The following is a 25,791-nucleotide window of genomic DNA, read 5'->3' on the forward strand; positions in this document are numbered from 1 at the left end:
ACCGGCGCGCCCGAATCCGACGAATGCCGAACACCGGCCCGCGACGAGCGCGGACCGGTCGTGCCGGATCGATTGCGACAGCGCGGTTACAACGCCGCCGGTTGTTGCTGGGTCACGCAATGCACCATGCCGCCGTTGCGGTAGAGATTGCGCACGTCGATGCCGATCACCGTGCGCCCCGGGAACGCGCGTTGCAGGATCGCCTTGGCCTTCGCGTCGTTGGGGTCCTTGTATTCGGGCATCAGCACCACGGTGTTGCCGACGTAGAAGTTCACGTACGAGCCCTTGTAGCCCAGCGCGTAGCCGTACTCGGTGACCACGTCGTTCGCGGTCAGCGGCAGCTGCACGAAGCGGTACGGCTTGCCGTCGACGTCGCTGGCGGCGTACAGCCGCTCGATGTCGGCGCCGGACAGGCCCCATTCGCGCAGGTCGGCGCGGCTCATGGTGACGATAGTGTCCGGCAGGCCGAAGCGGGCGAAGCCGTCGACGTGCATGTCGGTGATGTCCTCCTTGCCGCCGTCCTTGCCGTCGAGCCAGATGAATTTTTCGACGCCGAGCTGGTCGCGCAGCACTTGTTCGAGTTCGGCTTCGCTCAGTTCGGCATTGCGCTGCGGCTCGCGGGTCGAGCTGCGCGTGGCCAGCAGCGTGCCGCGGCCGTCGACTTCGATCGCGCCGCCTTCCAGCACCACGTCGTTCAAGTCGATGCGCGGCAGGCCGAGCCGCTGCGCGACCGCGGCCGGCACGGTGTCGTCCTTGCGGTACGGCGCGTCCAGGCCCCAACCGTTGAAGCCCCAATCGCCAATGGCGAGGCGGTCGTTGCGGTCGTAGACGAACAGCGGGCCGTTGTCGCGTACCCACACATCGTCGGTCGGACGGATCAGGAAGCTGACCCGGTCCAGCGCGACGCCGGCGGCGCCGAGCAGCTTGCGCACGCGCGCCTGTTCGCCGGCGTCGTAGACGACGATGTGCACGCGCTCGCTGGCGATCAGCGCGCGGGTCATCGCCACCCAGGTCGGGTCGAGGCGGTCGCGGTAGGCGCGGCCGTAGGTGTTGGCGTGCGGCCACTGCAGCCAGGTGGCGTCGTGGCGCGCGGTCTCGTCGGGCATGTAGCCTGACTGGGCGCGCGCGGCGCCGGGCTGGCCCAGGGCGGCGGCGAACAGGGCGCCGGCGGCGAGGGCGAGCCAGGCGGGGCGGGCGGCGGGGAGGGTCGGGGTGGGCATGGCGGCGGGCCTGCGGGTTGGGGATGCCGCGCACCTTAGCCAGCGAACCTGATATCCAGCTGATACCGCCCGGGCGCGGCGCGAACCGGTTCATGCAAGGCTGGCGCTGCGGACGCGCCCCACCCGGACCGCCGCTGCGCCATCCCCCGTCATTCCGGCGAAAGCCGGAATCCATCTTGATCTCGCTCTTGCGATCGACGCCGCCGCCCGTTCAAGCCCGCTCGCGCAAAACCAACTCCGCCCGCGCCCCACCCCCGGGCCGGTTCGACAACCGCAATTCGCCCCCGTGCAGCTGCGCCACGTGCTGCACGATCGACAAGCCCAGGCCGCTGCCTGGGCTGCCGGGTCCGGACACGAACGGCTCGCGCAGGCGCGCGAGCAGGTCGGCGGGGAAGCCGGGGCCGCGGTCTTCGACGATCACCTTGCCGGCTTCGACCATGACCGAGACGGACGCGGCGGCGCCGGTCCTGACCGAATGCACCAGCGCGTTCTCGATCAGGTTGCGCACCGCGGTCTGGATCAGCCGCACGTCGGCGTTCACCACCGACTCGGCCGCGTGGAACTCGATCTCGCGATCTTCCGGCAGTATCGCTTCGACCAGCAGATCCAACCGCACCGGTTCCTTGCTCGCCGGCGCGGCGGACGCATCCAGCCGCGCCAGCAGCAACAGCTTGTCGACCAGGCCGGCGGTCTGCGCCGCGACGCGTTCGACCTTGGCCAGCACCTGCGCCGCCGGCTCGCGCCCGTCGTGCGCGGTCTCGCACAGCGCCTGCAGCCGCGCCACCGGCGTGCGCAACTCGTGCGCCGCGGCGGCGAGAAAGCGCTCCTGCTGTTCGAACGAGGCGATGGCCGGCCGCAGCGAGCGCCGCGACAGCCAGTGGCCGACGAGGACGCCGAACAAGGCGAAGCCGAGCGCGATCAGCAGGGTGTGGCGCACGAACGCGGCCTGCGCGGCGTCGCGCGCGGCGGGATCGGCCAGCACCAGGATCGTGGCGACGGGACGGTCGCGTTCGTCGTAGGTTTCCTTGGCCTGCAGCAGGTACGGCCGGCCGCCGCGGTCGCGGCCTTCCAGCGCGCCTTCGGGGCCGTCGCGCAACGCCGCGTCGGCGCTGGCGAAGGGATCGGCGAGGTCGAAGCGCGGCCGCTTCGGCGCCAGCAACACCTTCGCCGGTTCGCCGTTGCCGATCACCCAGACATCGGCGTCGGCGTCGAGCAAGCCGGGTTCCTTGCGCGCGGTTTCGTCGTGGAAGCGGCCTTGCGCGTCGAACCAGGTCAGCCCGTACACCGCGGTCGCGCGCAGACGCAGGCTGGAGGCGAGATCCAACTGCGCCAGCCGCGCATGGGTCGCGATCGCCACCGCGCACAGCGCCGCCACGCACAGCAGCCAGGCCAGCGTCCACACCGCGCTCAGGCGCAGGTGCAGCCCGCGCAGCAGACGCTCACGAGCGCGCGGCATCGGGCGCGTCCAGCCGATAGCCCGAACCGCGCACGGTGCGTAGCAGCGGCGGGTCGCCGAGCTTGCGCCGCAGCGTTGCGATCAGCACTTCTTCGGCGTTCGAGGCCGGTTGCTGTTCCTCGCCCCAGCACGCCGCGAGGATGGCCTGGCGCGGCACCGCCTGTCCCGCGCGTTCGGCCAGCAGTTGCAGCAGCGCGAATTCCTTCGGCCGCAGCGGCAGCGCGATGCCGGCGCGGCGCGCCTCGCGCCGGCCCAGGTCGACTTCCAGATCGGCGATGCGGATCGTGCTCGGCACGATCGCGCCGCCGCGGCGGCCGATGGCACCGATGCGCGCGACCAGTTCGTCCATCGAAAAAGGTTTGACCAGATAGTCGTCGGCGCCGCCGGCGAAACCTTCGATGCGGTCGGCGACCGCGTCGCGCGCGGTCAGGAACAACGCCGGCGTGGCGATGCCGCGTTGGCGCCAGCGTTGCAGCGCGGCGAGCGCGTCGCCGTCGGGCAGGGTGCGGTCGAGCACCAGCGCGCCGTAGGCGTAGGACTGCACGAACGATTCGGCCTCGGCGAGGTCGCCGGCTTCGTCCACCGCGTGCCCGTGCGCGCGCAGGCGGCCGGCGACGGCGTCGCGCAGATCGGATTGGTCTTCGAGCAACAGGACGCGCATGGGCCGCAGCTTACCCGCGCGGATGCACAGGCGGATGAAGCCGCGCGGCCGCCGGCCGGGCCGGATGCGCCAAGGGCGGCTCACTGCGGACGGGCGCAGGCGTTGGAATACTCGTCGGCGACCTGGACAGTCAGTTCGCGCAGCCGCGCCCGCGGATACCAACGGCCCTGCGCCATCACGCCCAGCGGTTGCGCAAGCGTGGCCAGGTCGTCGAGCGGATCGGTCGCCGACAGCAGCAGGTCGGCGCGGTAGCCCGGCGCGATCCGGCCGAAGCGGTCGCCGCCCGGCCGGTGCTGGGCGATGAAGTCCCCGGGCGTGCGCGTGGCCGCGCGCAAGGCGCGATAGCGGCTCACGCCGGCGGCTTCCAGCGCGGCCAACTGCGCGTGCAGCGCCGAGCCGGGAAACATCCCGGGCACCACCGGCGCGTCGGTGCCGGTCATCAGCGGCAGGTCGGCGGCGGCCATGGCCGCGACCAAGCGCTGCAGGAACGCGAGCCGCGGCGCCAGCGTGCCGGTGCGCGCGGCATAGGCGTCGCCGCGCCGGCGCCATTCCAGGCGCTCTTCGGGCGCCAGCCAGCCCGCTTGGGTTTGCTTCAGATACGCTTCGGTCGCGCCGGCCCGGCCCCATTGCGATGCGACCGCCGCGTAGGTGGCCAAGTCGGCGGTCGCATAGGTGCCATGGCGCTTGAGCGCGGCGACGACCGCGTCGATGCGGGCCGGATCGGGCACGGCGATTCCATCGTCGTCGCCAGGACGGAACAGCCAGCTGTAGAAAAACTCCTCGGCGTGCGCGACCGCCGCCTGGCCTGCCGCGATTTGCCGTTCCAGGCCCACCGCGCTCAGGCCGTGCCCGATCACCTTCAATCCGCCGTCGTTGCCGGCGGCGATCAAGGCGTCGAACGCCGGCGCGTCGAGGTCGTTGTAGACCTTGATGAAATCGAAGCCGTTGGCCCGCGCCAATTCGGCCACCGCGCGCGCTTGCGCGGCGCCGCGCACGGCCAGATGCCCGTAGCGGTTCGAACCGTCGACCATGAACGCGGCGTACACGTGCGGCCCCGGCAGTTCGCCGCGCTCGAGCGCCGCGCGCGTCTTGACCGCGAACGCGGTCGGCGCCTCGCCCATGTGCAGCAGTGTGGTCACGCCGTGGGCGAGATAGACCGCCATGTCCTGGCGGCTGTCCGAATGCGTGTGCATGTCCGCCAAGCCCGGCGACAGCCAGGCCTGGCCTGCGCCGTCGATCACCTGCGCGTCGTCGGGCACGCGCAGGTTCGGCCCGATCGCGCGGATGCGGCCGTCCTCGACGATCACGGTCTGGTCGCGCAGCACCCGTTCGCTGTCCATCGGCAACACGTGGACGCGAACGAAGGCGACGCTGGCGGCGTGTGCGGCCGGGACGATGGCGGATGCGGCCAGCAGGCTCGACAGGACGATGTGGAAGGCGCGGCGCAGGGACATGTCGGCGGGGCTCGGCAGGCAAGGGCGATTCGCGCGCGGCGGATGCTCGTCTTCGGCCGCGCCTGAGTATGATGCAAACCGGCTGGCGGACCATGTGCCGGCGATGCGATCGGCAAGCGAGAAGGCACGATGATCAGCGAACAGGAAGCCTGCGACCGGGTCCTAGCCCGTTTCGTCGATACCCGCGGCGCCATCGCCTCGTGCCGGCTCGACCCGCGCGGCGAGTATTGGGTGATCCACGCCAACGCGTACGAGTACGTGGTCAACGGCCGTTCGGAGCATTGCCTGATCGGCGACGGCGCCTACCTGGTGCATATCGCCAGCGGCCGCCTGACGATCACGCCCAGTTACGAAACCTGGCACGAAAGCATCCAGGACATCTACGACCTCGACGACGCGGCCGGCGCGCATTACGTGCTGCGTCCGGACTATGCGGCAGGCGACAAGCGCGCCATCGTCCATCTGCACCAACGCCTGGGCTGCTCGCTGATCGACGCGCGCTGGCTGCTGGAGGACGCCAATCGCAGTTGGCTCACCGGCACCGGGCGCAGCTTGCGCCAGGCATGCGAGCTGCTCGCGGCGCACGGCGTCGAAACACAAAGGGTCCTGCAGGATGAACTGCGGCACGCCTTGCTGCTGACGCCGCAGCAATGGACGCTGGACATGATGCTGCAGCGGCTGCGCGAGCGCGCGAGTCTGCGAAGCGCGGTCGTCCCGCTGCGGGACGCGACACCATGAAAATCTGCGGTTACCGCGAAGGCCATGGGTCCGGTCAAGACGCCCGCCCTGAATGGCTGGAGGAGGTCACCTTGCTTGCGACGCCCGCCGAATTGCGCCGCATCGCCGCCTTCCTCGCCGCGGCCGCCGACGAAATGGATCGCGTGGGGCCGGGTTATGGCCACGAACACCTGTGCGACCGCCAGCCGGGCTTCGACGATTCGCCGCAACTGGTGGTGGTCGATGCGGCCACGCCCAGCCTCTGACGCGGCTCCCGCGGGCTGCCCGGTCCCGGCGGCCCCGACCCGACCGACCCCGCAATGGCATCGCATGCTGCGATGCACAATAATGCTTCCATGACCCCCGCCCGTCCCGCCGCCGAGGCCGCCCCCGCGCCCGCCCCGATCCTGTCCCCGCGCCAGGTCGGCCTGATCCTGTTCGCCCTGGCCATGGGCGGCTTCGCCATCGGCACCAGCGAATTCGTGGTGATGGGCCTGATCACCGAGATCGCCCGGGCGATGGGCGTGGACGAGCCGCAGGTCGGCCATGTCATCAGCGCCTACGCGCTCGGCGTGGTGGTCGGCGCGCCGGCGCTGGCGATCCTGGGCTCGAAGCTGTCGCGCCGCAGCCTGCTGCTGGCGTTGATGGGCTTCTACGCGGTCGGCAACCTCGCCAGCGCGTTGGCGCCGGGCTACTACACGCTCGCGCTCGCGCGTTTCGTCGCCGGCCTGCCGCACGGCGCCTACTTCGGCATCGCCGCGCTGGTGGCCGTGCGCATCAGCCCGCCCGAACAGCGCGGCCTCGCGGTCGGGCGGGTGATGCTGGGCTTGTCGATCGCGCTGCTGGTCGGCAATCCGCTGGCGACGTGGCTGGGGCAAACCTTCGGCTGGCGCTGGGCGTTCGCACTGGTGTCGTTGATCGCGCTGGCGACCGTGGCGATGACCGCGCGCGTGCTGCCCAAGGGCATGCACGCGCCGCGCCCGGACGCGCTGGCCGAACTGCGCGACTTCAACCGCAAGCCGGTGTGGCTGGCGCTGGGCATCGGCGCGATCGGCTTCGCCGGCATGTTCTGCGTGTTCGCCTATCTCGCGCCGACCCTAGTCCACGTCACCGGCGTGCGCGAATCCTTCATCCCGTTCGGGCTGATGGCGTTCGGTATCGGCGGCATCCTCGGCACGCTCGGCGGCGGCTGGCTGTTCGACCGGCTGCAGTTCCGCGCGGCCGCGTGGATCCTGATCTGGTCGATGGCGATCCTGCTGCTGTTCCCGCTGGCGGCGCGCTCGGTGTGGACGGTGCTGCCGGCGGTGCTGGCGGTCGGCACCATGGGCGCGCTGGCGACGGTGCTGCAGGCGCATCTGATGGACGTGGCGCGCTCGGCGCAGACGCTGGCCGCGGCGTCGAACCACTCCGCGTTCAATATGGCCAATGCCCTGGGGCCGTGGCTCGGCGGCATGGCGATCAACGCCGGCCTGGGCTGGACCTCGACCGGCGTGGTCGGCGCGATGACCGCGCTGGGCGGCCTGCTGATCTACTTCTGGGCGCGCGCGGATGCGCGCGCCGATGCGGTGCTGGCGGGCGGGTCGGAGTAGGACCGCCGCATTTACGCGGGGATGGCGCGCCTCAGCCGGCGGGCGAATCCGCCGAGCGATCCGCCAGCTGCTCGATGTCGTGCAGGCTCAAGGCCCCGTCCCTGATCGCCTCGACATCGCGCAGGATCGAATCGGCGTTGGCGTCGTCGGCGACCTCGGCCGCCTGCGCCGGCGCGGCTTCGGCGATGTCGCCGGGAACGCCCCAGCGCGGCCCGAACCGATAGACCGCGTAGTACATGACCCGCGCCTTGAACCCGGAGACGCCGCGGCACAGCATCGCGGCATGGAACATCCGGTGGGTGTCGCGCCAGGGTTGGGTCTTCACGATGCAGTAGTGGTCGTGGACGATGGACGGCTCGCGGTACTTGCCTTCGAACGGCCCGCCGATGACGCTCCAGAACGCTTTCGGAATCGAAGCGCCGTCGAGCCACGCGCCGGCGGGCACCGGCCATTCGACGCCCGAGGCGGCGACGTAACCGATGGGTTCGAGCAGTTCCGCGCTGCGGCCGTTCTCGTCCAGCGCGATTTTGGCCGGCAGGCCGACGAAGCGGCCGTAGTCGGCGGCGGCTTCGGCGACGACTTCGGCATCGTTGTCGGGCATCGCCGAGATTCGCGCGAGGACGTCGTCTAGGGTGTTTTGCATGGGCCTGCTCCTGGTTCGGCGAGGTGGATGGGAAGGGTTCGGCTCGACCGCGGCGATGGAATCCGTCGGGGGGCGATTTGGCGCTTACTTGCGAGGGGGGCGCGGCTGCCCCCAGTCGCTGTTGACGCCGCGACACAGGGCCTTGTCCCAGGCCACGAACGAGGATGCGATGCGGCGCGACTTAGGGTTTTCCGCGAAGAGGGCCAAGAACTCGCATAGGCCAGGAAGCAGCCTGCACCGGTCGGCGTAGACGATGAATGCCGTGCACCAGACGTTCGGGTTGTTCGACAGCCTGCGATAGAACGTGGCGGGTTCCATCTCGGCCGGGCGTATCGACATGTGATCGAAGACGGGAACGGCCGCTTGGCGCATCATGGGGCTTGCGACGCCGTTCTCGCACAGCGCGAGCAGCGCCTCGCGCAACGGGCGGTAGAACTCCGGCGTGAGTCCGCGGAACAGCAACATCGCACTGTTCAGACCCGACACGGTCGAGGGTTCCACCGGGATGCGCGCGCGCATTTTGTTGAAGAGCTGGTTCACCTGCGCGATCGGTTTGGCATGCAGCGCGTCGAGCCGGGACTGAAGATCGCGCAGGTGCGCCTCGTTCGCGCGGATCAGCCTGGCCGGCGCGAGCTGGATCATTCGCTGTCGCCAGTCGGATTGCACGACCGCGATGCCGGCGTCGAACAATTCGATGGTCTCAGGCAGATGCCCGTGGATCGGGCACAGCAGCGTCCTGCCCGCGGCGTCGGTCTTGAGCGCTTGCGAGCGCATGCGCCCGGCCATGATCGGCTCGCCGCTCATAGTCTCGGCGACCGCGATCAAGGCCGGCAACGTACTCAGCCCGGGCCCCGTGGCCGTCTCCGATGCGTTGCGCAGAAGCGCTGCATGCGGAGTCGACAAGCGCCCGTATGCCTGCAACGCCAGCCGGGTGATCCAGTAGATCCGCGACAGCGCCTCGGGCCCGATGCTCTTTCGGGCCAGCCAATCATCGGCTTCCCGCTTAAGGATGGCGTCGATGTCGGTGATTTCTTCGTCCCATTCGCCGAGATCGGCCTGCGCCTGGATCACGAACGTGGGCGGCAATCCGGGCGGTCGGGTCGGGCGCGCGAGATAGAGATCGAGCGCTTCGCGGGCGCGGTCGGCCTTGACCATCTGCGCGCCTTCGCCCGCGCGCTTGCTGCGCTCATCGCCTTCGAGGTAGCGCTGCCAGTCGCTGTCGCTCATGTCGTCGATGCTGCTACGCGCGACGCCACGCGCAACGCCGGGCGCCACGCTGCCGACCGGCGGGGCGAGCCGGTTGCGCAGATCCGCGGGCAGTTCTTCGATCACGTCGCGCAGGACCGTCTGCACGGATACGAGATCGCGCGGCACGGTGTAGGGATGGCCGAGCACGGCGAGGTGATACAGCGCCAGCGCGCGGTCGTCGGCGGAGCGGCGGCGCAGGTGGTGGATCGCCGCGGACTGGCGGACATCGCGTTCCAGCAGCGCGCCTTCGGGCGTCGCGGCGAGCAGCTTGAGCGCGAAGGCGCGGATCTCGCGGTTGAACGGCACGATTTCGGAGCGCAGCGTCTGCCGGGTCAGCCAGTACGTGGAGGCGAGCGCGTCGAACACGCGCTTGGCCTTGGCGGTCGCCGACTTCGTATTCGCCGGTTTGCCTAGCCCGGAGTCGCGCTGCCCGGGTTCGCGCTCGCTGCGGTCCACCGCCGGGATGACCACTTCTTCCAACAACTTGGCGGTGACCACGGGCGAGTAGGTCGCCGCAAGCACGTACGGACGCGCGATCGGATCGCGGACGTGGGCGACGACGCGTCGCAGGAGGTAATTGCGGGCGCTGTCGGCGTCGATGCGGCTGTCGCGATGCGCCCTGCGCACGCTCTCGCGCAGTTCGGCCTCGCCTTGCAGCAACGCGTCTGCGGTGATCCGCAGGAGCAGGGGATTGCCGGGTACCGCGGCGGCCGCTTCGGCCGCGGTCGTCGGGTCTTCCACGCCGCAGTTGCGCAGCAGTTGCTGCGCTTCGGCTGGATCGAGTTCCGGCAGGCCGATCGGCGTTTCGATCCGGGCGCCAGTGTCCTTGAGCCGGGACAGCAGATTGTTCGCGGCGTGCCCGAGGTCCTGGTCGTCGGGCGGATCGCGGCCGGCGATCACCAGCCTGAGGTCGCGCGCGCCGGCTTCGCTGTGGAGGAAGCCCAGCCAGGACACGAGGCTGCTGGCGACATGGTCGCTCTGCGCGAGCACCAACTCGGCGGTGTCGAACACGATCAGGATCGGCCCGGCCACCATGTCGGGGGCCAGCAAGCGATAGAGAATGGAGCCTTCGTCGGAGGCCGCCTGCGAGGCCACCGACTCGGCCTTGAGCATCGATTCCGGCCGACTCGACTTGATCCGCTTGCGTGGTCCGCCGCGCGAGAGCCCCGCATCGTGCTGCACCAGCGCGATGTCGCGCAGGGCGGGGAGCATGTCCGAAGCGCGGTCGAAAACCGCCGGGACGGAGCGCGCCAGTTGCTCGACCAGCGCGATGTTGAGCGTCACCATGCGGGTGGGATCGATCGCCGGTTCGTCGAAGTCGATGCGCACCACCGGCACCGGTTCGGCCCGCTGGCTCAAATCGCGTTGCAGGAACGACAACAAGGTGGTCTTGCCCGCACCGCCGCCGCCGTACACGTAGGCGACGCTCAGCGGCGTTTGTGTGGCTGCGGTGGCGAAGCCGATCAAGCGGGCGAGGGTGTCGCGGTGGCTGCGCCCCACCATCGGGTCCCGGGTCATCCGCCGCAGGTCGGCGTCCAGGGCCCTGGACGCCAGTTCGCCGGCGATGCGCTGCGCGCCGACGGCATGGCGCCAACGCTCGCCGAGCCAGTCGCAGGCGTTGCCCAAGGCCGCCAGGACGTCGGTATCGAGTGCGGAAAGCGTCGGCGCGGCATCGGCCAGCGCGATCCGCATGGCGTGCAGGACCGGGTCGTGGTCGTCGCCGGGGAAGCTTGCGCTTGCCGCTGTGCGCAGCTGCGCATCGTCGCGGCGCGCCAATTCGCGCTTGCGCGCGGCGAGCGACAGATACCACTGGTTCGGGCGGGTCTGCACCGCGGTTTCGACCTCGGCGGCCAGCGCGCCGAGGATCGCCAGGACGTCGTCCGGCGAATTGAGGGCGTCGATCAGGTCGAGCGGCCGCGCCCAGCCGCGCACCGCGAGCCTGAGCCGCAGGCGGTCGGCGCCGTCGTCCGGGCCGGCGCGCCCGGGGAAGATCGGCGGGACGTTCGATTCGAATGCCGTAGCTTGCGCGTATTCGAGTTCGGGAACGGTCGGCGTCATGACAGCGCGGCCTCCAGTTCGATCGCCGCGCGCACGGCGGCGACCATTTTCATCGGTTCGGCAACGCCGACGACCGCGCTGTCCACGTATTTGGCGATCTCCGCTTGCTTCGGGGCGGGCTTGCCGCGCGCGCTGGCCAAGTGCTTGGCGTAGGTGCGGAACTCGGCGGCGGTGATCGGCGCGAGTTCGCTTTCGGCGATTTTCACGCTGTCCGTTTCGGGACGGCTTTCCATGCGGTCGATCATTACGCTGCGCTCGTAGTCGTCGAGCCCGATAAGCATCACGCGGATCCAGCCGGCGGCCGCCAGGATCGCGATCAGCTCCACCCAGTTAGTGCCCACGAAGCGGTCCTGCCGGCCGGCGGGGCCGAAGTCGATCGCCACGTAGCAGGTGCGGGTGCCGCCGGCCGAGCGATCGCGCAGTTCGCCGAGGAAGTCGTCGATGGCGCGGTAGCGCACGCTAGCGGCCGCGGTGCGGTAGTCGGAGGCGTTGGCCGCGGCCGCGTGGCCGGTCGCGTCGCTCCAGGCCATGTCGTTGGTCTGGGTCGGGTTGAACACCACCAGATCCGCGTACGGATCGAGCTTGCCGCGCAGCAGGTGGATGCAGAAGCTTTTGCCGACGCCGGGCGGGCCGTGGATCAGGCACAGCCGCTCGTCCGGAGCGGCGCTGTCGATCCACTTCTCCACGTCGGCGCGCGCGAACCACGGGTGATACGCCGGCAGCGAGTCAGTCGCGTCCGGATCGCGGCCGCCGAGTGCGGCGGCGACCGAAGCGCGCCATTGCGCTGCGCCCGCCTCGCCGGCCAGCGCCGTTCCGGCGCGATACCAGCCGTCGACCAAGGCCGGATCGCGGAACTCCAGGCTCGGCGAGCTCGCGACTTGCTTGAGCGGGTCCTTGCCGTCGCGGCATTGATCGCGGCGGATCGCGGCGATGCTGATGCCGCGGTTGCGCTTGACGGTCGCGTCGTCCTCGCTGTCCAGGGTTCCCTCGTGCAAGCCCGCGACCTGGCCCTCGTGGTTGATGCAGCAACCGCCCGACATGCCCGCGGCCGCGTTGGCGCGGTGCAGCCAGCGTCCGGAGCCGGGGTCGATGTCGGTCACCAGGTCCACGTCCATCATCAGGGCGTTGCCGCCGGGGAATCCGAACGCCCAGCACGGCTTGCCTTGCTTGACCGCCGCGGTGTCGACGACCTCGACCGGACGCAGATGGCTCACGCGCTGCGCCAGCCGGATCAGGGCGTAGTCCAGGCAGGTGTCGGCCGGCGCGGCCAGGGAACGTTCGAGCAGGTTCGGCGGCCTGCCGTGCGGCAGCGCGTGCGAAATCAGGGCGACGGCGGCCGGCCGGATCGCGAGCGTGGGATGTTCGCGCTGGTTGGGCTTTTCGCGGAAGTGGAAGGCCAGTCCGTTCTTAAGCGTCGACGCCCACCGCCCGGTGGCGGCGTCCACATCCATCACCACGTGCGCGGCGGTCAGGATCAGATCCGGCCGCACCAGGAAGGCGGTGCCGAGCTGCTGGAACACCGGCTCGGTCCTGACCACGATGGCGCAGGCGTCGCGCGCCTGCAGCAGCGGCAGGAGAATGTCCGCGTGCATGAAGCCCTTGTCGGGATTGGTCATGCCCTCCATCAGGCCGTAGTCGCCGACCTGGTCGAGCATCTGCGCGATCTCGTGGTCCGGGCGTTGCGCTTTCTGCTCCCAGTTGCCGATCGCGACGGCCAGGCGGTCCAGGAAATCGTGATCGTGCGCGCGCTTGAACGCTTCCAGCCGCAGGCTTCCGGCGGCGCTGGCGACGACGACTTCCCAGGCGGGCGCGTGGCGCGGGCGCACGCTGACATAGCAGTTGCCGATGAACTCGTCCGAAAGCCGCGTCCAGACCGCCAAGGCCTCGGCGCGGCTGTAATCCGCTTGCACGACCGCGACCATCTAGAACCGCGCTCCGATCGCGCTCAACGCGTTGCGCTCGGCGGCGAAAGACAACGCGTAGTTGCTCACCCCCGTGGCGCCGCCGAAATGCAGGGCGAAGCTGGGCGTGCGGTCGTCCAGCCAGGACATCAGCAGCGAGCCGGACGCGCCGCCGAAGGTGGTGGCGTCGTGGCCGATCGCGCGCCGGCCCTGGTCGAGCGCATGGCTGCCCAGCGGCAGGGTGAACTGGCCGGGCGCCAGCCGCTTGACGCCGAAGCGGTTGCCGAACAGCACGCGCATGACGAAGCTCCAATCCACGTCCTTGCCGTCCTGCAGCGAGGGTCGGGCCGGAAAACCGATCAGCGCCAGCGACGAAATCGCGCCGGTGGCGTAGGCCGCGTCGGCGCTGAGCAGCGGAACCGGGTCGGGCAGCGCCGGGCTGTCGGGCAGCGGCTCGATCCGCGCCACCGCCGCGTCGATGCCGTGGAAGGTGCTGCCGTAGCCCTGCGGCAACGCCACTTCCACGATGCGGAAACGGTGGGTGCGCAGCGAGCAGGATTCGCCGACGAAGTCGATTTCCAGCCAACCATCCACACTCAGGCGATCGCCGTTGCGGGTCATCGCCACGCCGTAGTTCTGCTGCGCTTGTTCGATCACGTGGTAGTTAGTGAGGATCAGGCCGGCATCGCGGTCGATCAGCGTGCCGGTGCCGACATAGCGCGACGCGTGGCCGTTCTTCGGCTGGATCCGGCCCACCGCCGCGGCCAGCTTGGCGATGCCGAGCGCCTGGGCGGCGGCGATGTTGCCGGCCCACGTTTCGATGGAGGGGTCTTTGGGATCGATCTCGCCGTCGCACAGCAGGAAACTCGGGCGGCTGCCGTCGCTGATGATCACCGCCTCCATGGCGCAGCCTTCGTCGGCGTCCAGTTGCAGATCGCCGCGTTGCAGCTTCACCAGGCCGTTGTGCGCGTGAGTGAGCAATTGCTCGCGCGCCGCGCGCCACTGCGTTTCATCGACGTCGTCGGGCGGCGTGGACAGAGCTTGCTCCACCACGTCCAACGTTTGTCCGGCCGGCGCCGGCGCCGCGGCGACGCCCCCGTCCATCATCGATTCGGCCTGCGCATCGCGCGCGCGCGCGCCCGCGCCCGCGGCCAGCAACTTGGCCAACTGCCTGATCCGTTCCTGCTCCATGCCTTCCCCCTGTGCGTTCCCTGGCTTGCGCGTTACCGATCCAACAGCATCGCCTCGACGTCGAGATAGCAGGGCGGTTCGCCGTCCGCCGCGCCGTCGGGCCGCACCGCCTCGGCGACGACCCCGCCGGCGTCGATCAGCCGCATCGTCCGGTAGCGGCCCTGTTCGAAGATCAGCCGCACCGCCTGGAAGCCGAACACCAGCGGCACCGCGCCTTCGAAACTCACCGTGGAACCGCTCGCCGCCGCGGCCGCGATCTTGACGTTCGCGCCGATCGCGTCCTGGATCACCGGCAGGTTCAAGCCCAGCGACTGCTTGTTCGAATCCTTGGCGGCGACATTGATCCGCTGCGCCTTGAGCGTGCTGGTGACGACGTAGACCTGGTCCTGCTCGAGCATCTCCGCGACCGCGCGGGCATGCGGGTTGACCCGCGATGCGGCGAGGAACCGGTCGATCAGCGCCAGCTCGCTGTTGTTTTCCAGGGTCGAGGAGAATTCGAACTGGACCGTCGCGGCGCGGGAAAAGGCCGCGTCCACGCCCAAGGTGGAGCCGCCGAGCGCGGAAATGATTCCGCGCAATACGCTCAGGCCGAGGTCGACGTCGAGATCGGCCGACTGGGTGCCGGCGATGTTGGGGCCGGGGCGGTCGGCGCTGACCGGCGGCGCCGGCGGGCCGTCCGCGGCGGCGTCGAACACCGACAGCAGTTCGCCCAACCGCTGCAGGCGCTTGCTCTTCTCGACCAGCAACTGGGTGGGCCGCAGATCCGCGCGCGGCAACTGGACCACGTTGTAGCCCTTGGACTTGAGCGCGCTCAGGGAGGGGTCTTTACAACCGGGAAGTATGCTCATGCCCTGGCTCCCAATCCGTTGGATGCGGCCGCGGATTCCTGTGGCGCGGTACGCGCGACAGGGGCCGGCTCTCGTCCATTCGTAACGCAAAAAACCGCGGCCACGGGCCACGCGCGGCCGCGCGAGCGATTGCAGTCGCCGCGATCAACATCGCCGCCCGGTGCGGGCAAGCGAGGTTGGACGGTAGACCTGTCCAGCGAGCGTGTGGGTACTGCGGCCGCGAACTCGACGCACGGCCGCCGCGCCCACGAACGGAGGTCGTGGGGCGGCCGGCCGCGTCGCGTCGCGCGCTTACGGCGTCTGCACCAGACGCAGGCTGCGCAGCAGTTCTTCCAGGCGTTCCTGGCCGCCGACGTCGGCCCACACGTTGTACAGGCAGCGCTGCCCCGCGACTTCGACATAGGCGATGTAGCCCGGGCCGGTGCCGCCGCTGAGGCCGTAATGGGCGCTGCTGCCGTCGGCGAAGGTCAGCGAGTTGGGGAAGGTGTAACCCTTGCCGTCGAGGTCCAGGCCGGTGCCGGCGACGCCGTAGGCGCTGCGCTGGCCGGGCAGGTCGTAGGCGACCGCCCAGCCGTCGGAGAAGTTGGCGCGGCGCACGGTCACGCCGGGCGTCTTCTCGCCGCCGACCAGCGCCAGCGGCGCGCAGCGGGCGCGGTTCTTGGCCTTCTTCCACTCGGCGAGATAGACCGCCGGCACCGCGCTGGCCGCGACCCGCGCGGCGTCCCAGGGCGCGCGCTGCGCGCCGGCCGGCTTGCCGGAGGACGAGAGCGTCGCCGCCGCCGGCGCCGGCTTGCTTGCCGGAGCGGTCGAGCCGGTCGGGCCCGGCCTGGCCGCCGGCGCCGCAGCGGCCGGAGCCGTCGGAGCGGCGGCGGCCGGCGCCTTCGCCGGCGCGCGCGCCGCCGGAGCGGGATCGGTGTTGTGGACGCGGAACCGCGGCTTGGTCTCCTCGGCCTGGACGCCGAGGGTGAGCAGGCCGATGGCCAGCGCGAGCAGGGACGGTGCGATCTTCATGGCGTTGCTGTCGTTCCTTGAAGCGGGGAGGTCGCGGCCATGGCGGCGGTGCGCCGACGGGCCGAGCGGGTCGATTCTAGCCGCTGCGGCCAGCGCCGGTCGCCGGGCTTTTCCCGATCGGGCGGCAGCGGTCGCCTTCCGGCCCCCGGCGCAGGCGTACTAGACTGCGGTCCATGCGAAATCCATTACAAGAACAGCTGCTCAAGGCCGGCCTGGCGAAGAAGTCCCAGGCCACCCAGGCGGTGCGCGAGCAGAACAAGCAGCGCCAGGCCAAGAACCCGCAGGCGCCCAGCGCCGAACAGGCCGAGGCCGAACGCGCCCGCGCCGAGAAGGTCGAGCGCGACCGCGCGCTGGAGGCGCAGCGCAAGGCGCAGGCGCGCGCGCACGAGCTGCGCGCGCAGATCCAGCAGATCGTCGAGCAGGGCAAGGTCAAGCGAAAAGGCGAGATCGCCTATCGCTTCGACGACGGCGAGGCGATCAGGACCGTGTACGTCGATACGGCTCTGCGCGCCCAGCTGGCCAGCGGCGCGCTGGCGATCGTGCGCCATGGCGAGGACTACGAACTGGTCCCGCGCGCCGTCGCCGAGAAGGTGCGCGAGCGCGATGCGGCGATGGTGGTGCTCGATCATGGCGCGTCCAAGACCGCGCCGGCCGAGCCGCTGAGCGAGGACGATGCGTATTACGCGCAGTTCCAGGTGCCGGACGATTTGGTCTGGTGAGATCGGGCGCGGCCTGTGGGGGCGGGGTGGGACGTGGCGATTTGAAACGGAAGCGTCGGGACTGAAGTCCCTCCCACGGTGCGCTGGATCGGGGGACGCGGCGAAAGCGTGGCGCCCTCAGGGAAACGGCTGGTCGCACAGCTTGCAGTCGGCGCCGTAGCGTTCGTCCTGTTTGCGCGCGCGCGCCACGACCTGTCTGGCATGGGCCTGGCGCTTGAGCGACAGCGCGTCGCGCGGGGCGCCGTAGCGGAAAGCCAGTGTGTACAGCGCGTCGGCGTTCTCCATCGCGCCGCCGGACAGGTGCAGGATCGCCCAGTCGCGGAACAGGCTGGCGACCACCGGATCCGGCGGTTTCACGAATTGCACGCGTTCGTGCAGTTGATAGCTCAGGCCGCTGTCGAGGTCCGAGCCGATCAGGGTGCTGCCGGCGTTGCCGGGCGGCATGCGGGTCGGGAAGGGCGGCACCAGCGCCGACGAGAATTCGAAGCCGAGGATGGAGTGGCGTTGCAGCCAGCCCGGGTCCTTGGCCGCGGCGATCTTGGCTTCGAGGATGCGCACGTGCAGCCATTCGCTGCGCGCGTGTTCGTTGGCGTCGCGCTCGATGCCCATGCGGATCCAGCGCAGCGCGGCCGCGTCGCGGCCCATCAGTTCCAGCGCGGTGCCGAGGTTGGCGGCGGTCGCGGCGCGGCCGGGGTAAATCTTCTCGATGGCGACGAACAGCTCGGCCGCGGCGATGGGTTTGCCCTGGCGGATCAGCAGCACGCCCAGGTCGTTGAGATTGGCGAAATCGGGCCGGGCGCGCGCCGCGGCGATGCGCCTGCCGACCCGTTCCCGGTCGGGCGGTTCGGGCGTCATCGTCTGGACCAGGAAATCGCCGAGGACCCAGTCCGGCGAGAAGCTGCGCCCGCTGCGGTCGGTGCCGACTTCGTTGATGCAGGCCGACGCGGCCGGCGCCAGCGCGAGCAAGGCCAGTGCTGCGAACGTGCGGAACGCTTTCATCGCCGTTTTTCCCTGGCTCGTCCGTGAGTGTGCCGGGTCAGTGTGCCAAGCCGCGCGGCCAGCGTCATCCGCCGTCCGGCGGCCGGGACGGGGCACGCTTGCGGCGGCGGCACCGGTGCGGTGAACTGGGCCGGGTTTCGTTGCAGGATCGCCGCATGGCCGTGTTCCGACTTCCGATCCGCCTGATCCGCGAGCGCTTCGGCGGCGACAATTTCGACGATGCCGGCGATTGGGTGGACGACTGGTTGCGCGATCGAGGCGAACGTCGGTATCGCATCGAGTATTCGTTCGATGCCGAGCACGTCAATCCGTGGTTCCACGCGATGGTGATGCAGATCGACGGATTGTCCGATGCGGTGGGCGAAGCGCTGCGGCGGGGCTTGGTCGAGGAAGGCTTGAGCGATTGAGCGGGATAGGGCGGTTGCGGCGTGGATGCGGTGGCGCGGTCGCGGCTTGCGCCGCTCCTACAAGGACTACGATGCGGGCTGGTTTGGGGCGGGAGAGGGCTTTGCATACTTATATCGCGCTGTTGCGCGCGGTGAACGTCGGCGGCACCGGCAAGTTGCCGATGGCGGAGTTGCGCGCGATGTGCGAGGCGCTCGGCTTCGGCGAGGTGCGCACGTACATCGCCAGCGGCAACGTGGTGTTCCGTACCGGCTTGAGCCCGGCCAAGGCCAAGGCGGCGCTGGAGACCGCGCTGCACGCTTACGCGGGCAAGCCGGTCGGTGCGATCGTGCGCACGGCCGACGAGATGGCGCGCGCGCTGGCGGCCAATCCGTTCGCCCAGGCCGCGCCGAACCGCGCGGTGCTGATCTTCCTCGACCAGGCGCCGCCGGCCGATGCGCTGGCGACGGTGCGCCATCGCAAGGGCGAGGAACTCGCGCTCGGCGAGCGCGAGATCTACGTGCACTACGGCGAGGGCATGGCCGATTCGAAGCTGGCGATTCCCGCGGCCAAGGCCGGCACCGCGCGCAACCTCAACACCGTCGCCAAGCTGATCGCGATGGCGCGCGAAGCCTGAGTCGCGCGCGGCGGCTCAGTAGCGGAACTCCTGGGTCACCCAGCGCAGGTCGACGCCGCCTTCGGCGAGTTCGGCCAGCACCTGTTCGGTGAAGCGCCGCGGCGGGCAGTAGTGGCTGCTGTGGTCGGTGATCGCGAGCAGGCGGCCTTCGCGCGCTTCCAGTTCGCCCGCGCCGGCCACCGGCCGGCCCTGGCCGAGGCTGGAATGGTGGAACTCGCCGACCCGGTGCTCGGGCGCGGAGTAGAGCGCGCCGTCGCCGTGCATGACGAAGATCGCGCGGCCGCGGCCGCTCCAGTGGGTGTAGGCGTCGCGAGTGTCGAACAGCGCGCCGTCGGGGCCGTACAGCAGGCCGTCGCGGATGCGCACGCGGTAGCCGGGCAGCTCCGCGTCGCTGAGGTAGTGCACGTGGGTGCCGTGCCAGACGCGGTTGCCGGGCAGGTGCTCGCCTTCGAACTGCGGCCGGCGCGGGGTGGTGAGGTACTTGTCGCTCATGCGCCCATGCTAGCGCAGGCGGCGGCCGCCGCCGCGGCCCGGGTGGTCAGGGGCGGGCGACCTGATTGAACTGGTCCTGGGCCTGGCGCAGCAATTCCTGTTCGCGCCGGGCCAGGCGCTGTTCTTCGGCGACCGCCGCCTGGATCTGGCCGACGTAGCCATTGAACGCATCCAGGTCGCGCTGGCTGGAAAAGGCCAGCTGCCCCTGTTGCAACTGCACGCGCGAACCGGCGCGTTCGATCAGCTCCACGGTGCGCAGGGTCAGGTCGGCGACGTTGCGCTGGTTGCGGATGCTCTGCTGTTCCAGTTCGACGCGCTTGGCGCTGGCGCCGTCGAACTGCGCGCGCAGGCGATCGCGCGCGGTCAGCCGGCTGGTCAGGATCTCCAGCCGCTGGCGCAACTCGGTGCGCGCCTGCAACGAACTGGCGGCGGAGCGGTCGATCAGTTCGCGGTAGCGGCGCAGCGCCTCGCGGCTGGTGCGCCGCCCTTCGGCGCGGATCAGCCGCTCCGGCGTCAGCACCTGTTCGAGCTGGAGCGCTTCGAGTTCCCGCGCGATCCGGGCTTGCTGTTGCTGCGAGCGTCCGGCGATCTCGCGCAGCAGAGCGTTGAAGCCGCGCAGCATTTCGGCTTCGTTGCGCGCCGGCACGGTCTCGCCGGCCGGCGCCGCCGGCGCGAGCGCGGCGTCGGGCGCCTTGCCTTCTGCCAGCCGGCGCTGCTGTTCGATGAGCTGGTTGCCGGTGTCGCCGAGCGCGCGCAACTCCTGCTGGGTTTCCTGGTGGCGCTTGGCGCCGACGTACACGCCGATGCCGATCAGGGCGACGAAGACCGCGACTGCGCCGATCAGACCCCAGACCAGCCAGATTTGGCCCTGGCCGCGCTGCGCGGCGATGCGGCGCGGCGCCGTCCGGCCGCCGGTTCGTACATTCGCGAACATCCGGTGTTTCCCCTGTACGGGCGGCGCAGCCCCCTGCGCGCCAATCCCGGCGCGAGTATCGGCGATGGCGCGCAGCGCGGCCAGCGTCGCATCGATCGGCTTGACCTCAAGCGCGGTCGAGGGACTACCCTGGCCGTACCCGATCACCGGACGCCCCGCGATGTCTCCGCGATTGCACGACCTGCCTCGCTACCTGCAACGGCTGGGCTTCGACGCGCCGCCGCCGCCGACCCTGGCGACCCTGGCCGCGCTGCAGCAACGCCACAGCGCGCAATTCGTGTTCGAAACCGTGGCCAACCTGACCCGCGCGCCGATCGCGCTGGACCTGGATTCGCTGCAGCGCAAGCTGCTGCACGACGGGCGCGGCGGCTATTGCTACGAACTCAACGGCCTGTTCCAGGCTTTGTTGCGCGAACTGGGCTTCGACCTGCGCGCGGTCGCCGGCCGGGTGGTGATGGGCGGGCCGGAGGACGCGCTGACCGCGCGCACCCACCTGGTCGCGCTGGTGCGGCTGGACGGCGCGGACTACCTGGCCGACGTCGGTTTCGGCGGCATGGTGCCGACCGTGCCGCTGCGGCTGGATGCGCGCGAGCCGCAGGCCACGCCGCACGAACCCTACCGGCTGGACCTGCGCGACGACGGCTACCTGCTGCGCGCCGAGGTCGGCGGGCAATGGCGCGCGCTGTACGTCTTCGACCTGCAGCCGCTGGCGCCGATCGACCTGGAGGTCGGCAACTGGTACGTCAGCGCGCATCCGGCCTCGCCGTTCCGCGACCAGTTGCTGGTCGCGCGCACTGGGCCGGGTTGGCGCAAGACCTTGAACAACGCCAGCTTCGCCGTGCATCGCCTGGGCCAGGACAGCGTGCGCCGCGAGCTCGACGGCCCGCGAGCGGTGATGGAGGTGCTGGAGCGCGAGTTCGGCCTGCGTCTGCCGCCGGGGCCGGACGTGGAGCGGGCGCTGGCGCGCAAATTCGAGGCCGCGGCGACGCGGTCGTAGTTTCGTTGCCGCGGTTGAGCCCGCCCGGCGGGCGCGCTCAGCGGCGCAGCCGGTCGATTTCCTGCAGCGCCGCCTGGGTGCGCGCGCGGCGCTGCACATCGATGCTCTCGCTCTGCTGCAGGAACGCGCCGATCTCGGCGATGCTGCGGTTGTACTGCTCGGCGACCAGCGGATCGGCGAAGGCCAGGCTGCCGTCGTCGCGCACTTCGATACCGTCGCGGTGCGCGTCGGCGAGGTCGTAGATGCGCTCGATCCGCTCGATGATCGCGCGCCGGTTCTTCATCAGCGCGGCGTCCTCTTCGCTCTCGCGCGCAAGGTTGCGCTGGAACTCGGTCATGATCGCGCGGCCGTCGGGGCCTTCGCCGGTCAGCGCACGCAGGCGCAGGGCGAGTTCGCGCTGGCTGGCCTGCTTGACCGCCAGCGTGTAGTTGAGCAGTTCGGCGTACTCGCGGTTGGTGCGGCGGGCGGCCTGGGTGGCCTTGGGGCCGAGCAGGGTTTCCGGCAGCAACTGCTGCTCCAGGTGCAGGCCTTCGATCCGCTGCTGGGCCTTGGCCTGGCGGTAGCGGCTCTTGTCGCCGACCTCGCGCAGGACGATGCGCATGCCCTGCATCAGCGACTTGGCGTCGCGCGCCGGCGCCAGCGCGGTGGCGGCCGAAGGTTCGGGCCGGTCGAGCCTCTCGCTGCCGTCGGGCTGGTTGAGGCGCTGCTGTTCGCGCAGCAGCAGTTCGCGGCTGTCGGCGGCGTCGTTGTGGGCCTTGCTGGTCTGGGCGATGAAGTCGCTGACATCGTCGCTGGCCATCGACAACACCAGCAGCGTGATCAGCATGCAGGCGCCGATGAAGAGGATGCGGGTGGCGGTGCCGTTGGCGCGCCACATCTGCCAGACCGACGGCACCCCGCCCAACGGCATCGGAATCCCGCACTGCGGGCAGCGCAGGGCGTTGGGCGCGATCGGCCGTTTGCATTTTCGGCACTGGGCGTACAACGGCCGGTCTCCGGAGGGGCGGCCGCGCGCAAGCGGCGCGGGCCGAGGGTGGGCGCGATTATCGGTCAGGCCCGGGGCGCGCAGCCAGCCCCGGGCGATGGCCGCGCAAACGCATGCGGCGGCGCAACGACGGACATCGGCGGCGTCGCGATGGCGCGAACATCGCGTTAGCGGCAGGTGAGGCCCGCGCCGGCGCGGCCGAAAACCGCGGCGGCGCCGCTGCAGTTTCCGCGATGCGCTGGCGCGAACGCCGCGGCGCGCGCACGCGCGCGGCGATGTTCATCCATGGTTCGCGCATCGCGCCGGGACCGCGAGGAAAATCGGAACTCCCCCATCACAGGAGCCTGTCATGAGGAGCAAGCCGATCCCGCCTCGCCCCGTGCCGCCTCGCCTGGGCGGTCGGATCCTGCTGGCGCTCGCCCTGGCCGTCGCCGGCGCCGGCCTCTCCGCCGGCGCGCAGGTACGCGAGAACCAGACCGCGCTGACCGAGCACGACGTGCGCAGCCGTCTGGCCGAGCGCGGATACACCCGCGTCAACGACCTGGACTTCAGCGGCGGCGTCTGGCGCGCGGACGCGCGCAGCGCCGACGGCAATCGCGTGCAGGTCGCGTTGGACCCGACCGACGGCCGGATCTACCCCGACGAACAGGTCGCGCAGCTGAGCCGGCGCGACATCCAGGCCTCGCTGTCCGCCGCCGGCTACACCGACATCCACGACCTCGACTACCGCGACGGCCTGTGGCTGGCCAAGGCCGAGGACCCGGGCGGCCGCGATGTCGAACTGCGGCTGGACCCGGACAACGGCCGCATCGTCGGGGTCGACAAGGATTGAGGCTCGGCGGCTGCGCCAGGCGGCCGCCTTGTTCGCAGGGCGGCCGCTGCGTTGTCCGGGATGTGCGGCGAAGCCGTTGACGCCGACGCCAGGGCGGCCGTTACAGTGAGACTCCTCGTCCCGCTCTCCGGTCGTCGCATGTTCCGCATCGCTTATCTGGAAGAGCGGCACAACGTGCTCGAACTGGAGGAACGCCTGGTCGCCGAGGCGTTGGCCCCGCGCGGCGTCGAAATCCGCCGCTACACCCGAAAACACATCGACCGGCGCAGCCTGCCGCTGGACGAAGACTGTTTCGTGATGGGCACGGCGCCCAGCGTACACGGTGCGATGAAACAGCTCGGCATTCCGGTGCCCGCGCCGCACGATTACCCGCAGGCGCTGCAGCCCTGGCTGCATCGCCGGGTCTGGCGGGAGACCTTGGGCGCGGTGGAGTCATGGGTGTCCGAAGGCGCTGCGGGCAGTCTGTTCGTCAAGCCGGCCGACCGCCTGAAGACTTTCACCGGGCGCGTGTTTTCGCATCCGGGCGACCTGTATTTCCTGGGCGGCGGGTCGCGCCGGCAATCGGTATGGTGTTCGACGCCGGTCGGATGGCGCTCGGAGTTCCGGGCCTATGTGATCGGTGCGGACGTCATCGCGCTGGATCACTATGCCGGCGACCCGGATGTGCGGCCGTGCGAGCGCGCCATCGCCGAGGCGGTGCGGGCCTACCACGACAGCGGCGAGGCGCCAGCCGGTTACGGCATCGATTTCGGCGTTCTGGACAACGGCAACACTGCGTTGGTGGAGGCCAACGACGGCTACGCGCTCGGCGCCTACGGCATCGCCGCCGATCGTTATGCCGAATTGCTGATGGCGCGCTGGGCGCAGCTGATGGCTACACGCCTGCCGGTCGGGAACTGACCGAACGTTCTTTCCGGCGCGGCAAGGGCGGCTCGACAGCAACGAAATTTTTTTCGCCGCCCTTGTCGATTCCTGCGATCCTGGCTCGTCGCTGTCATGAGCAGGCGGGAACGGAACCCGTTCCGGCGCCCGCCGCCCCAACCTCGATCCCTTATCGGAGCTTCGCCATGACCACCCACGCGCAACTGTTCGTCAATCTGCCGGTGCAGGACCTGGACCGCTCGGTCGCCTTCTACACCCAGCTCGGCTACAGCTTCAATCCGCAGTTCACCGACGAGAACGCGACCTGCATGCTGCTCGGCGAGAACCTGTTCGCGATGCTGCTGGTGCGGCCGTTCTTCCAGACCTTCACCCAGAAGGAGCTGATCGATCCGCAGCGCCAGGTGCAGACCCTGGTGGCGTTGCCGGTGCCCAGCCGCGAGGAGGTCGATGCGCTGGTGGACAAGGCGGTCGCGGCCGGGGCCAAGGCGCACGCGCCGAAGGATTACGGCTTCATGTACCAGCGCGCGTATGACGATCTGGACGGCAATACCTGGGAGATCTTCTACATGGACGCCAATGCGGAGCCGAGCGAGGCTTTGGGTTGAGGGAGCCGGCGATCTGAGCGGAAGGCGTCGGGACTGAAGTCCCTCCCACGGGAGCGGTCCCTTTCGCAGGAGCGGTGCCTTCCGGAGGAAAAGAAAAAGCCCCGCGATCGCGGGGCTTTTCGTGGCAGGGCCTTCAGGCCCGATGCCCTTGTTTCAGCGACCGGCGAGCATCACCGCGCCGCGCTGCGCGCGTCGGCCTTGAACTCGCGGTTCATCCAGTCGTCGATCAACCGCTTCTCGTAGCGCAGCGGGTCGGACTCGGTGGCGCTGCGCGGACCCATCAGGAAGCTGAGGTCGCGCAGGGTGCGTTCGCCCTGCTCGATCACTTGGCCGTTGGCGTCGGTGAGGGTGAAGCTGAGGGCGATGCGCGGCGGATAGATGTCGCGGACGAAGCGGGTGTCGTCGAACTGCGGGCCGTGCCAAGGCTCGTAGTCGCCGGCGCGCTTGATGTCGGTGATGTCGACCGCCAGGCGCTGGCCGGGCGCCAGTTCGCGTTCGCCGCGCTTGCGCACGTGCTGGGCGATTTGTTCGACCCAGTTGCCGCGGCGCGCGTCGAAGCGGTTGCGGCTCTGGCGGATTTCGGCGAACTGCTCGGGGTTCTCCCAGCGCACGCTGACCGGGCCTTGTTCGGGCAGGGCGCGCGGGGCGTCGGGATCGGTGACGGTACGGGACTTGGCGCCGGCGGCGCCGCTCGCCAGGACGGCGGCGGCGGCCAGGGCCAGCCAGGCGGTTCGGAGTGTCATGACGCTCTCCGTGAGTGGATTCGCCCCCGATTCTCCGCCTGCCGCGCGTCGCAGGCCAGTGCGGACCGGGCGGTGTTGGCGGCAGTTCACGATGCCGGCCGCGGCCGGCCCAGGCGCCGTTCGCGGGCGGCGGCGGTGGCGCTATTCGCAGGCGCGGCCGTCGCCGTCGCGGTCCAGGCGGCGCGAATAGCCCGGATCGCCGCGCAGCAGCGGCGCCGCGCCGGCGGCGCGGGCCGCGGCGCAGTTGGGGTAGGCGGTCGCGCCCTGCGTGTTGCCGCCGCCGGCGGCATCGACCGGCAGCGGACGCAGGCCGCGCCGTCCCGGCGGCTGCAGGGCGGACCCGCCCCGGTCCAGCGCCGCCGTGGCCGGCGCGCTGCCGCGATGGCAGTGATAGCCGCCGTTCCTGCGGTCGTGGTGGCAGCCGTGTCTGTCCAGCCCGCCGCCATGCGCGGGCGCGGCCGGCGGCGCGGCGGCGAGCACTGCGAGCAGGGCGGCCAGCGCGGTGCGCCGGCGCCGTTCGTGGATCGGTTTCATCGTGTCCCCCGTCTGCGCGTCAACGCGGCGGGGGACGCGAAGCGGTCATTC

The 25,791-nt window shown here is 70.5% G+C and carries 26 protein-coding genes; 10 read left to right on the forward strand and 16 right to left on the reverse strand.

The window, feature by feature from the left end:
- Positions 1–86: 86 nt before the first annotated feature.
- The 4 genes from JHW41_RS02670 to JHW41_RS02685 all read right to left on the reverse strand — a co-directional run bounded on the left by JHW41_RS02670 (position 87) and on the right by JHW41_RS02685 (position 4,791).
- On the reverse strand, positions 87–1,220 hold the full coding sequence (locus tag JHW41_RS02670) for an agmatine deiminase family protein (protein ID WP_250448939.1): 1,134 nt from the start codon (positions 1,218–1,220) through the stop codon (positions 87–89).
- A 211-nt stretch (positions 1,221–1,431) separates the two neighbouring features.
- Positions 1,432–2,676 carry a sensor histidine kinase gene (locus tag JHW41_RS02675; RefSeq protein WP_250448940.1) on the reverse strand — a complete coding sequence of 415 codons (1,245 nt, stop codon included), beginning with the start codon at positions 2,674–2,676 and terminating at the stop codon, positions 1,432–1,434.
- Entirely contained in the window at positions 2,660–3,337 is a 678-nt protein-coding gene (locus JHW41_RS02680; RefSeq protein WP_250448941.1) for a winged helix-turn-helix domain-containing protein, read from the reverse strand. Before JHW41_RS02680 ends, JHW41_RS02675 begins: the two co-directional genes overlap by 17 nt.
- Positions 3,338–3,417: 80 nt before the next feature.
- Positions 3,418–4,791, reverse strand: a complete 1,374-nt coding sequence (locus JHW41_RS02685) for an amidohydrolase family protein (protein WP_250448942.1) — start codon at positions 4,789–4,791, stop codon at positions 3,418–3,420.
- A 129-nt stretch (positions 4,792–4,920) separates the two neighbouring features.
- Between JHW41_RS02685 and JHW41_RS02690 the strand changes: the two genes are divergently transcribed.
- The 3 genes from JHW41_RS02690 (at position 4,921) to JHW41_RS02700 (ending at position 7,097) form a co-directional block, all read left to right on the forward strand.
- The gene (locus tag JHW41_RS02690) at positions 4,921–5,529 is read left to right on the forward strand and encodes a hypothetical protein (RefSeq protein ID WP_250448943.1); all 609 of its coding nucleotides are present in this window, start codon (positions 4,921–4,923) and stop codon (positions 5,527–5,529) included.
- Positions 5,526–5,774 carry an Imm32 family immunity protein gene (locus JHW41_RS02695; RefSeq protein ID WP_250448944.1) on the forward strand — a complete coding sequence of 83 codons (249 nt, stop codon included), beginning with the start codon at positions 5,526–5,528 and terminating at the stop codon, positions 5,772–5,774. The genes JHW41_RS02690 and JHW41_RS02695 overlap by 4 nt, the downstream gene beginning before the upstream one ends.
- 90 nt (positions 5,775–5,864) lie before the next feature.
- Positions 5,865–7,097: an MFS transporter gene (locus JHW41_RS02700; RefSeq protein ID WP_250448945.1), complete on the forward strand. Its 1,233-nt coding sequence runs from the start codon at positions 5,865–5,867 to the stop codon at positions 7,095–7,097.
- A 31-nt stretch (positions 7,098–7,128) separates the two neighbouring features.
- Here JHW41_RS02700 and JHW41_RS02705 read toward each other — a convergent pair whose 3' ends face one another.
- The 6 genes from JHW41_RS02705 to JHW41_RS02730 form a co-directional block, all read right to left on the reverse strand.
- Complete coding sequence (locus tag JHW41_RS02705) at positions 7,129–7,740, reverse strand: DUF1353 domain-containing protein (protein WP_250448946.1); 612 nt, start codon at positions 7,738–7,740, stop codon at positions 7,129–7,131.
- Positions 7,741–7,824: 84 nt separating this feature from the next.
- Positions 7,825–11,046, reverse strand: coding sequence for a hypothetical protein (locus tag JHW41_RS02710; RefSeq protein WP_250448947.1), 3,222 nt, complete (start codon positions 11,044–11,046; stop codon positions 7,825–7,827).
- On the reverse strand, positions 11,043–12,968 hold the full coding sequence (locus JHW41_RS02715) for a trypsin-like serine peptidase (protein WP_250448948.1): 1,926 nt from the start codon (positions 12,966–12,968) through the stop codon (positions 11,043–11,045). Before JHW41_RS02715 ends, JHW41_RS02710 begins: the two co-directional genes overlap by 4 nt.
- Complete coding sequence (locus JHW41_RS02720) at positions 12,969–14,114, reverse strand: trypsin-like serine peptidase (protein ID WP_250448949.1); 1,146 nt, start codon at positions 14,112–14,114, stop codon at positions 12,969–12,971.
- 56 nt (positions 14,115–14,170) lie between these two features.
- Positions 14,171–14,986, reverse strand: coding sequence for a gasdermin (locus JHW41_RS02725; RefSeq protein ID WP_250448950.1), 816 nt, complete (start codon positions 14,984–14,986; stop codon positions 14,171–14,173).
- A gap of 291 nt (positions 14,987–15,277) precedes the next feature.
- Entirely contained in the window at positions 15,278–15,997 is a 720-nt protein-coding gene (locus JHW41_RS02730) for a hypothetical protein (RefSeq protein WP_250448951.1), read from the reverse strand.
- Between the two features lie 173 nt (positions 15,998–16,170).
- On the opposite strand from JHW41_RS02730, the gene JHW41_RS02735 reads away from it, so the two are divergent.
- Complete coding sequence (locus tag JHW41_RS02735) at positions 16,171–16,716, forward strand: DUF2058 domain-containing protein (RefSeq protein ID WP_057949278.1); 546 nt, start codon at positions 16,171–16,173, stop codon at positions 16,714–16,716.
- A gap of 117 nt (positions 16,717–16,833) precedes the next feature.
- Here the strand turns inward: JHW41_RS02735 and JHW41_RS02740 are convergent, their stop codons facing one another.
- Positions 16,834–17,715: a tetratricopeptide repeat protein gene (locus JHW41_RS02740; protein WP_250448952.1), complete on the reverse strand. Its 882-nt coding sequence runs from the start codon at positions 17,713–17,715 to the stop codon at positions 16,834–16,836.
- A 155-nt stretch (positions 17,716–17,870) separates the two neighbouring features.
- On the opposite strand from JHW41_RS02740, the gene JHW41_RS02745 reads away from it, so the two are divergent.
- Positions 17,871–18,122, forward strand: a complete 252-nt coding sequence (locus JHW41_RS02745; protein WP_250448953.1) for a hypothetical protein — start codon at positions 17,871–17,873, stop codon at positions 18,120–18,122.
- Positions 18,123–18,223: 101 nt separating this feature from the next.
- Positions 18,224–18,736 carry a DUF1697 domain-containing protein gene (locus JHW41_RS02750; RefSeq protein WP_250448954.1) on the forward strand — a complete coding sequence of 171 codons (513 nt, stop codon included), beginning with the start codon at positions 18,224–18,226 and terminating at the stop codon, positions 18,734–18,736.
- 15 nt (positions 18,737–18,751) lie between these two features.
- On the opposite strand, the gene JHW41_RS02755 is transcribed toward JHW41_RS02750, so the two are convergent.
- Together JHW41_RS02755 and JHW41_RS02760 are read right to left on the reverse strand one after the other, a co-directional pair.
- The gene (locus JHW41_RS02755; protein ID WP_250448955.1) at positions 18,752–19,228 is read right to left on the reverse strand and encodes a hypothetical protein; all 477 of its coding nucleotides are present in this window, start codon (positions 19,226–19,228) and stop codon (positions 18,752–18,754) included.
- A 46-nt stretch (positions 19,229–19,274) separates the two neighbouring features.
- Positions 19,275–20,162, reverse strand: coding sequence for a hypothetical protein (locus tag JHW41_RS02760; RefSeq protein ID WP_250448956.1), 888 nt, complete (start codon positions 20,160–20,162; stop codon positions 19,275–19,277).
- A 160-nt stretch (positions 20,163–20,322) separates the two neighbouring features.
- Here JHW41_RS02760 and JHW41_RS02765 point away from each other — a divergent pair, with 160 nt between their 5' ends.
- On the forward strand, positions 20,323–21,159 hold the full coding sequence (locus tag JHW41_RS02765; protein ID WP_250448957.1) for an arylamine N-acetyltransferase family protein: 837 nt from the start codon (positions 20,323–20,325) through the stop codon (positions 21,157–21,159).
- A 37-nt stretch (positions 21,160–21,196) separates the two neighbouring features.
- Here the strand turns inward: JHW41_RS02765 and JHW41_RS02770 are convergent, their stop codons facing one another.
- Complete coding sequence (locus tag JHW41_RS02770; RefSeq protein ID WP_057949271.1) at positions 21,197–22,069, reverse strand: hypothetical protein; 873 nt, start codon at positions 22,067–22,069, stop codon at positions 21,197–21,199.
- 424 nt (positions 22,070–22,493) lie between these two features.
- On the opposite strand from JHW41_RS02770, the gene JHW41_RS02775 reads away from it, so the two are divergent.
- The 3 genes from JHW41_RS02775 (at position 22,494) to JHW41_RS02785 (ending at position 24,463) form a co-directional block, all read left to right on the forward strand.
- On the forward strand, positions 22,494–22,976 hold the full coding sequence (locus JHW41_RS02775) for a PepSY domain-containing protein (RefSeq protein ID WP_250448958.1): 483 nt from the start codon (positions 22,494–22,496) through the stop codon (positions 22,974–22,976).
- 138 nt (positions 22,977–23,114) lie between these two features.
- Positions 23,115–23,876 carry an ATP-grasp domain-containing protein gene (locus tag JHW41_RS02780; RefSeq protein ID WP_057949269.1) on the forward strand — a complete coding sequence of 254 codons (762 nt, stop codon included), beginning with the start codon at positions 23,115–23,117 and terminating at the stop codon, positions 23,874–23,876.
- A gap of 167 nt (positions 23,877–24,043) precedes the next feature.
- Positions 24,044–24,463, forward strand: coding sequence for a VOC family protein (locus JHW41_RS02785; protein ID WP_057949268.1), 420 nt, complete (start codon positions 24,044–24,046; stop codon positions 24,461–24,463).
- A gap of 170 nt (positions 24,464–24,633) precedes the next feature.
- Here JHW41_RS02785 and JHW41_RS02790 read toward each other — a convergent pair whose 3' ends face one another.
- Together JHW41_RS02790 and JHW41_RS02795 are read right to left on the reverse strand one after the other, a co-directional pair.
- Positions 24,634–25,206 (reverse strand): DUF3016 domain-containing protein, encoded by a 573-nt coding sequence (locus tag JHW41_RS02790; RefSeq protein WP_057949267.1) that lies wholly within the window; start codon positions 25,204–25,206, stop codon positions 24,634–24,636.
- Positions 25,207–25,347: 141 nt separating this feature from the next.
- Complete coding sequence (locus JHW41_RS02795; RefSeq protein WP_250448959.1) at positions 25,348–25,740, reverse strand: excalibur calcium-binding domain-containing protein; 393 nt, start codon at positions 25,738–25,740, stop codon at positions 25,348–25,350.
- Positions 25,741–25,791: the final 51 nt, after the last annotated feature.

Origin of the sequence: Lysobacter enzymogenes (genome assembly GCF_023617245.1) — a bacterium.
Lineage (GTDB): Bacteria > Pseudomonadota > Gammaproteobacteria > Xanthomonadales > Xanthomonadaceae > Lysobacter > Lysobacter yananisis.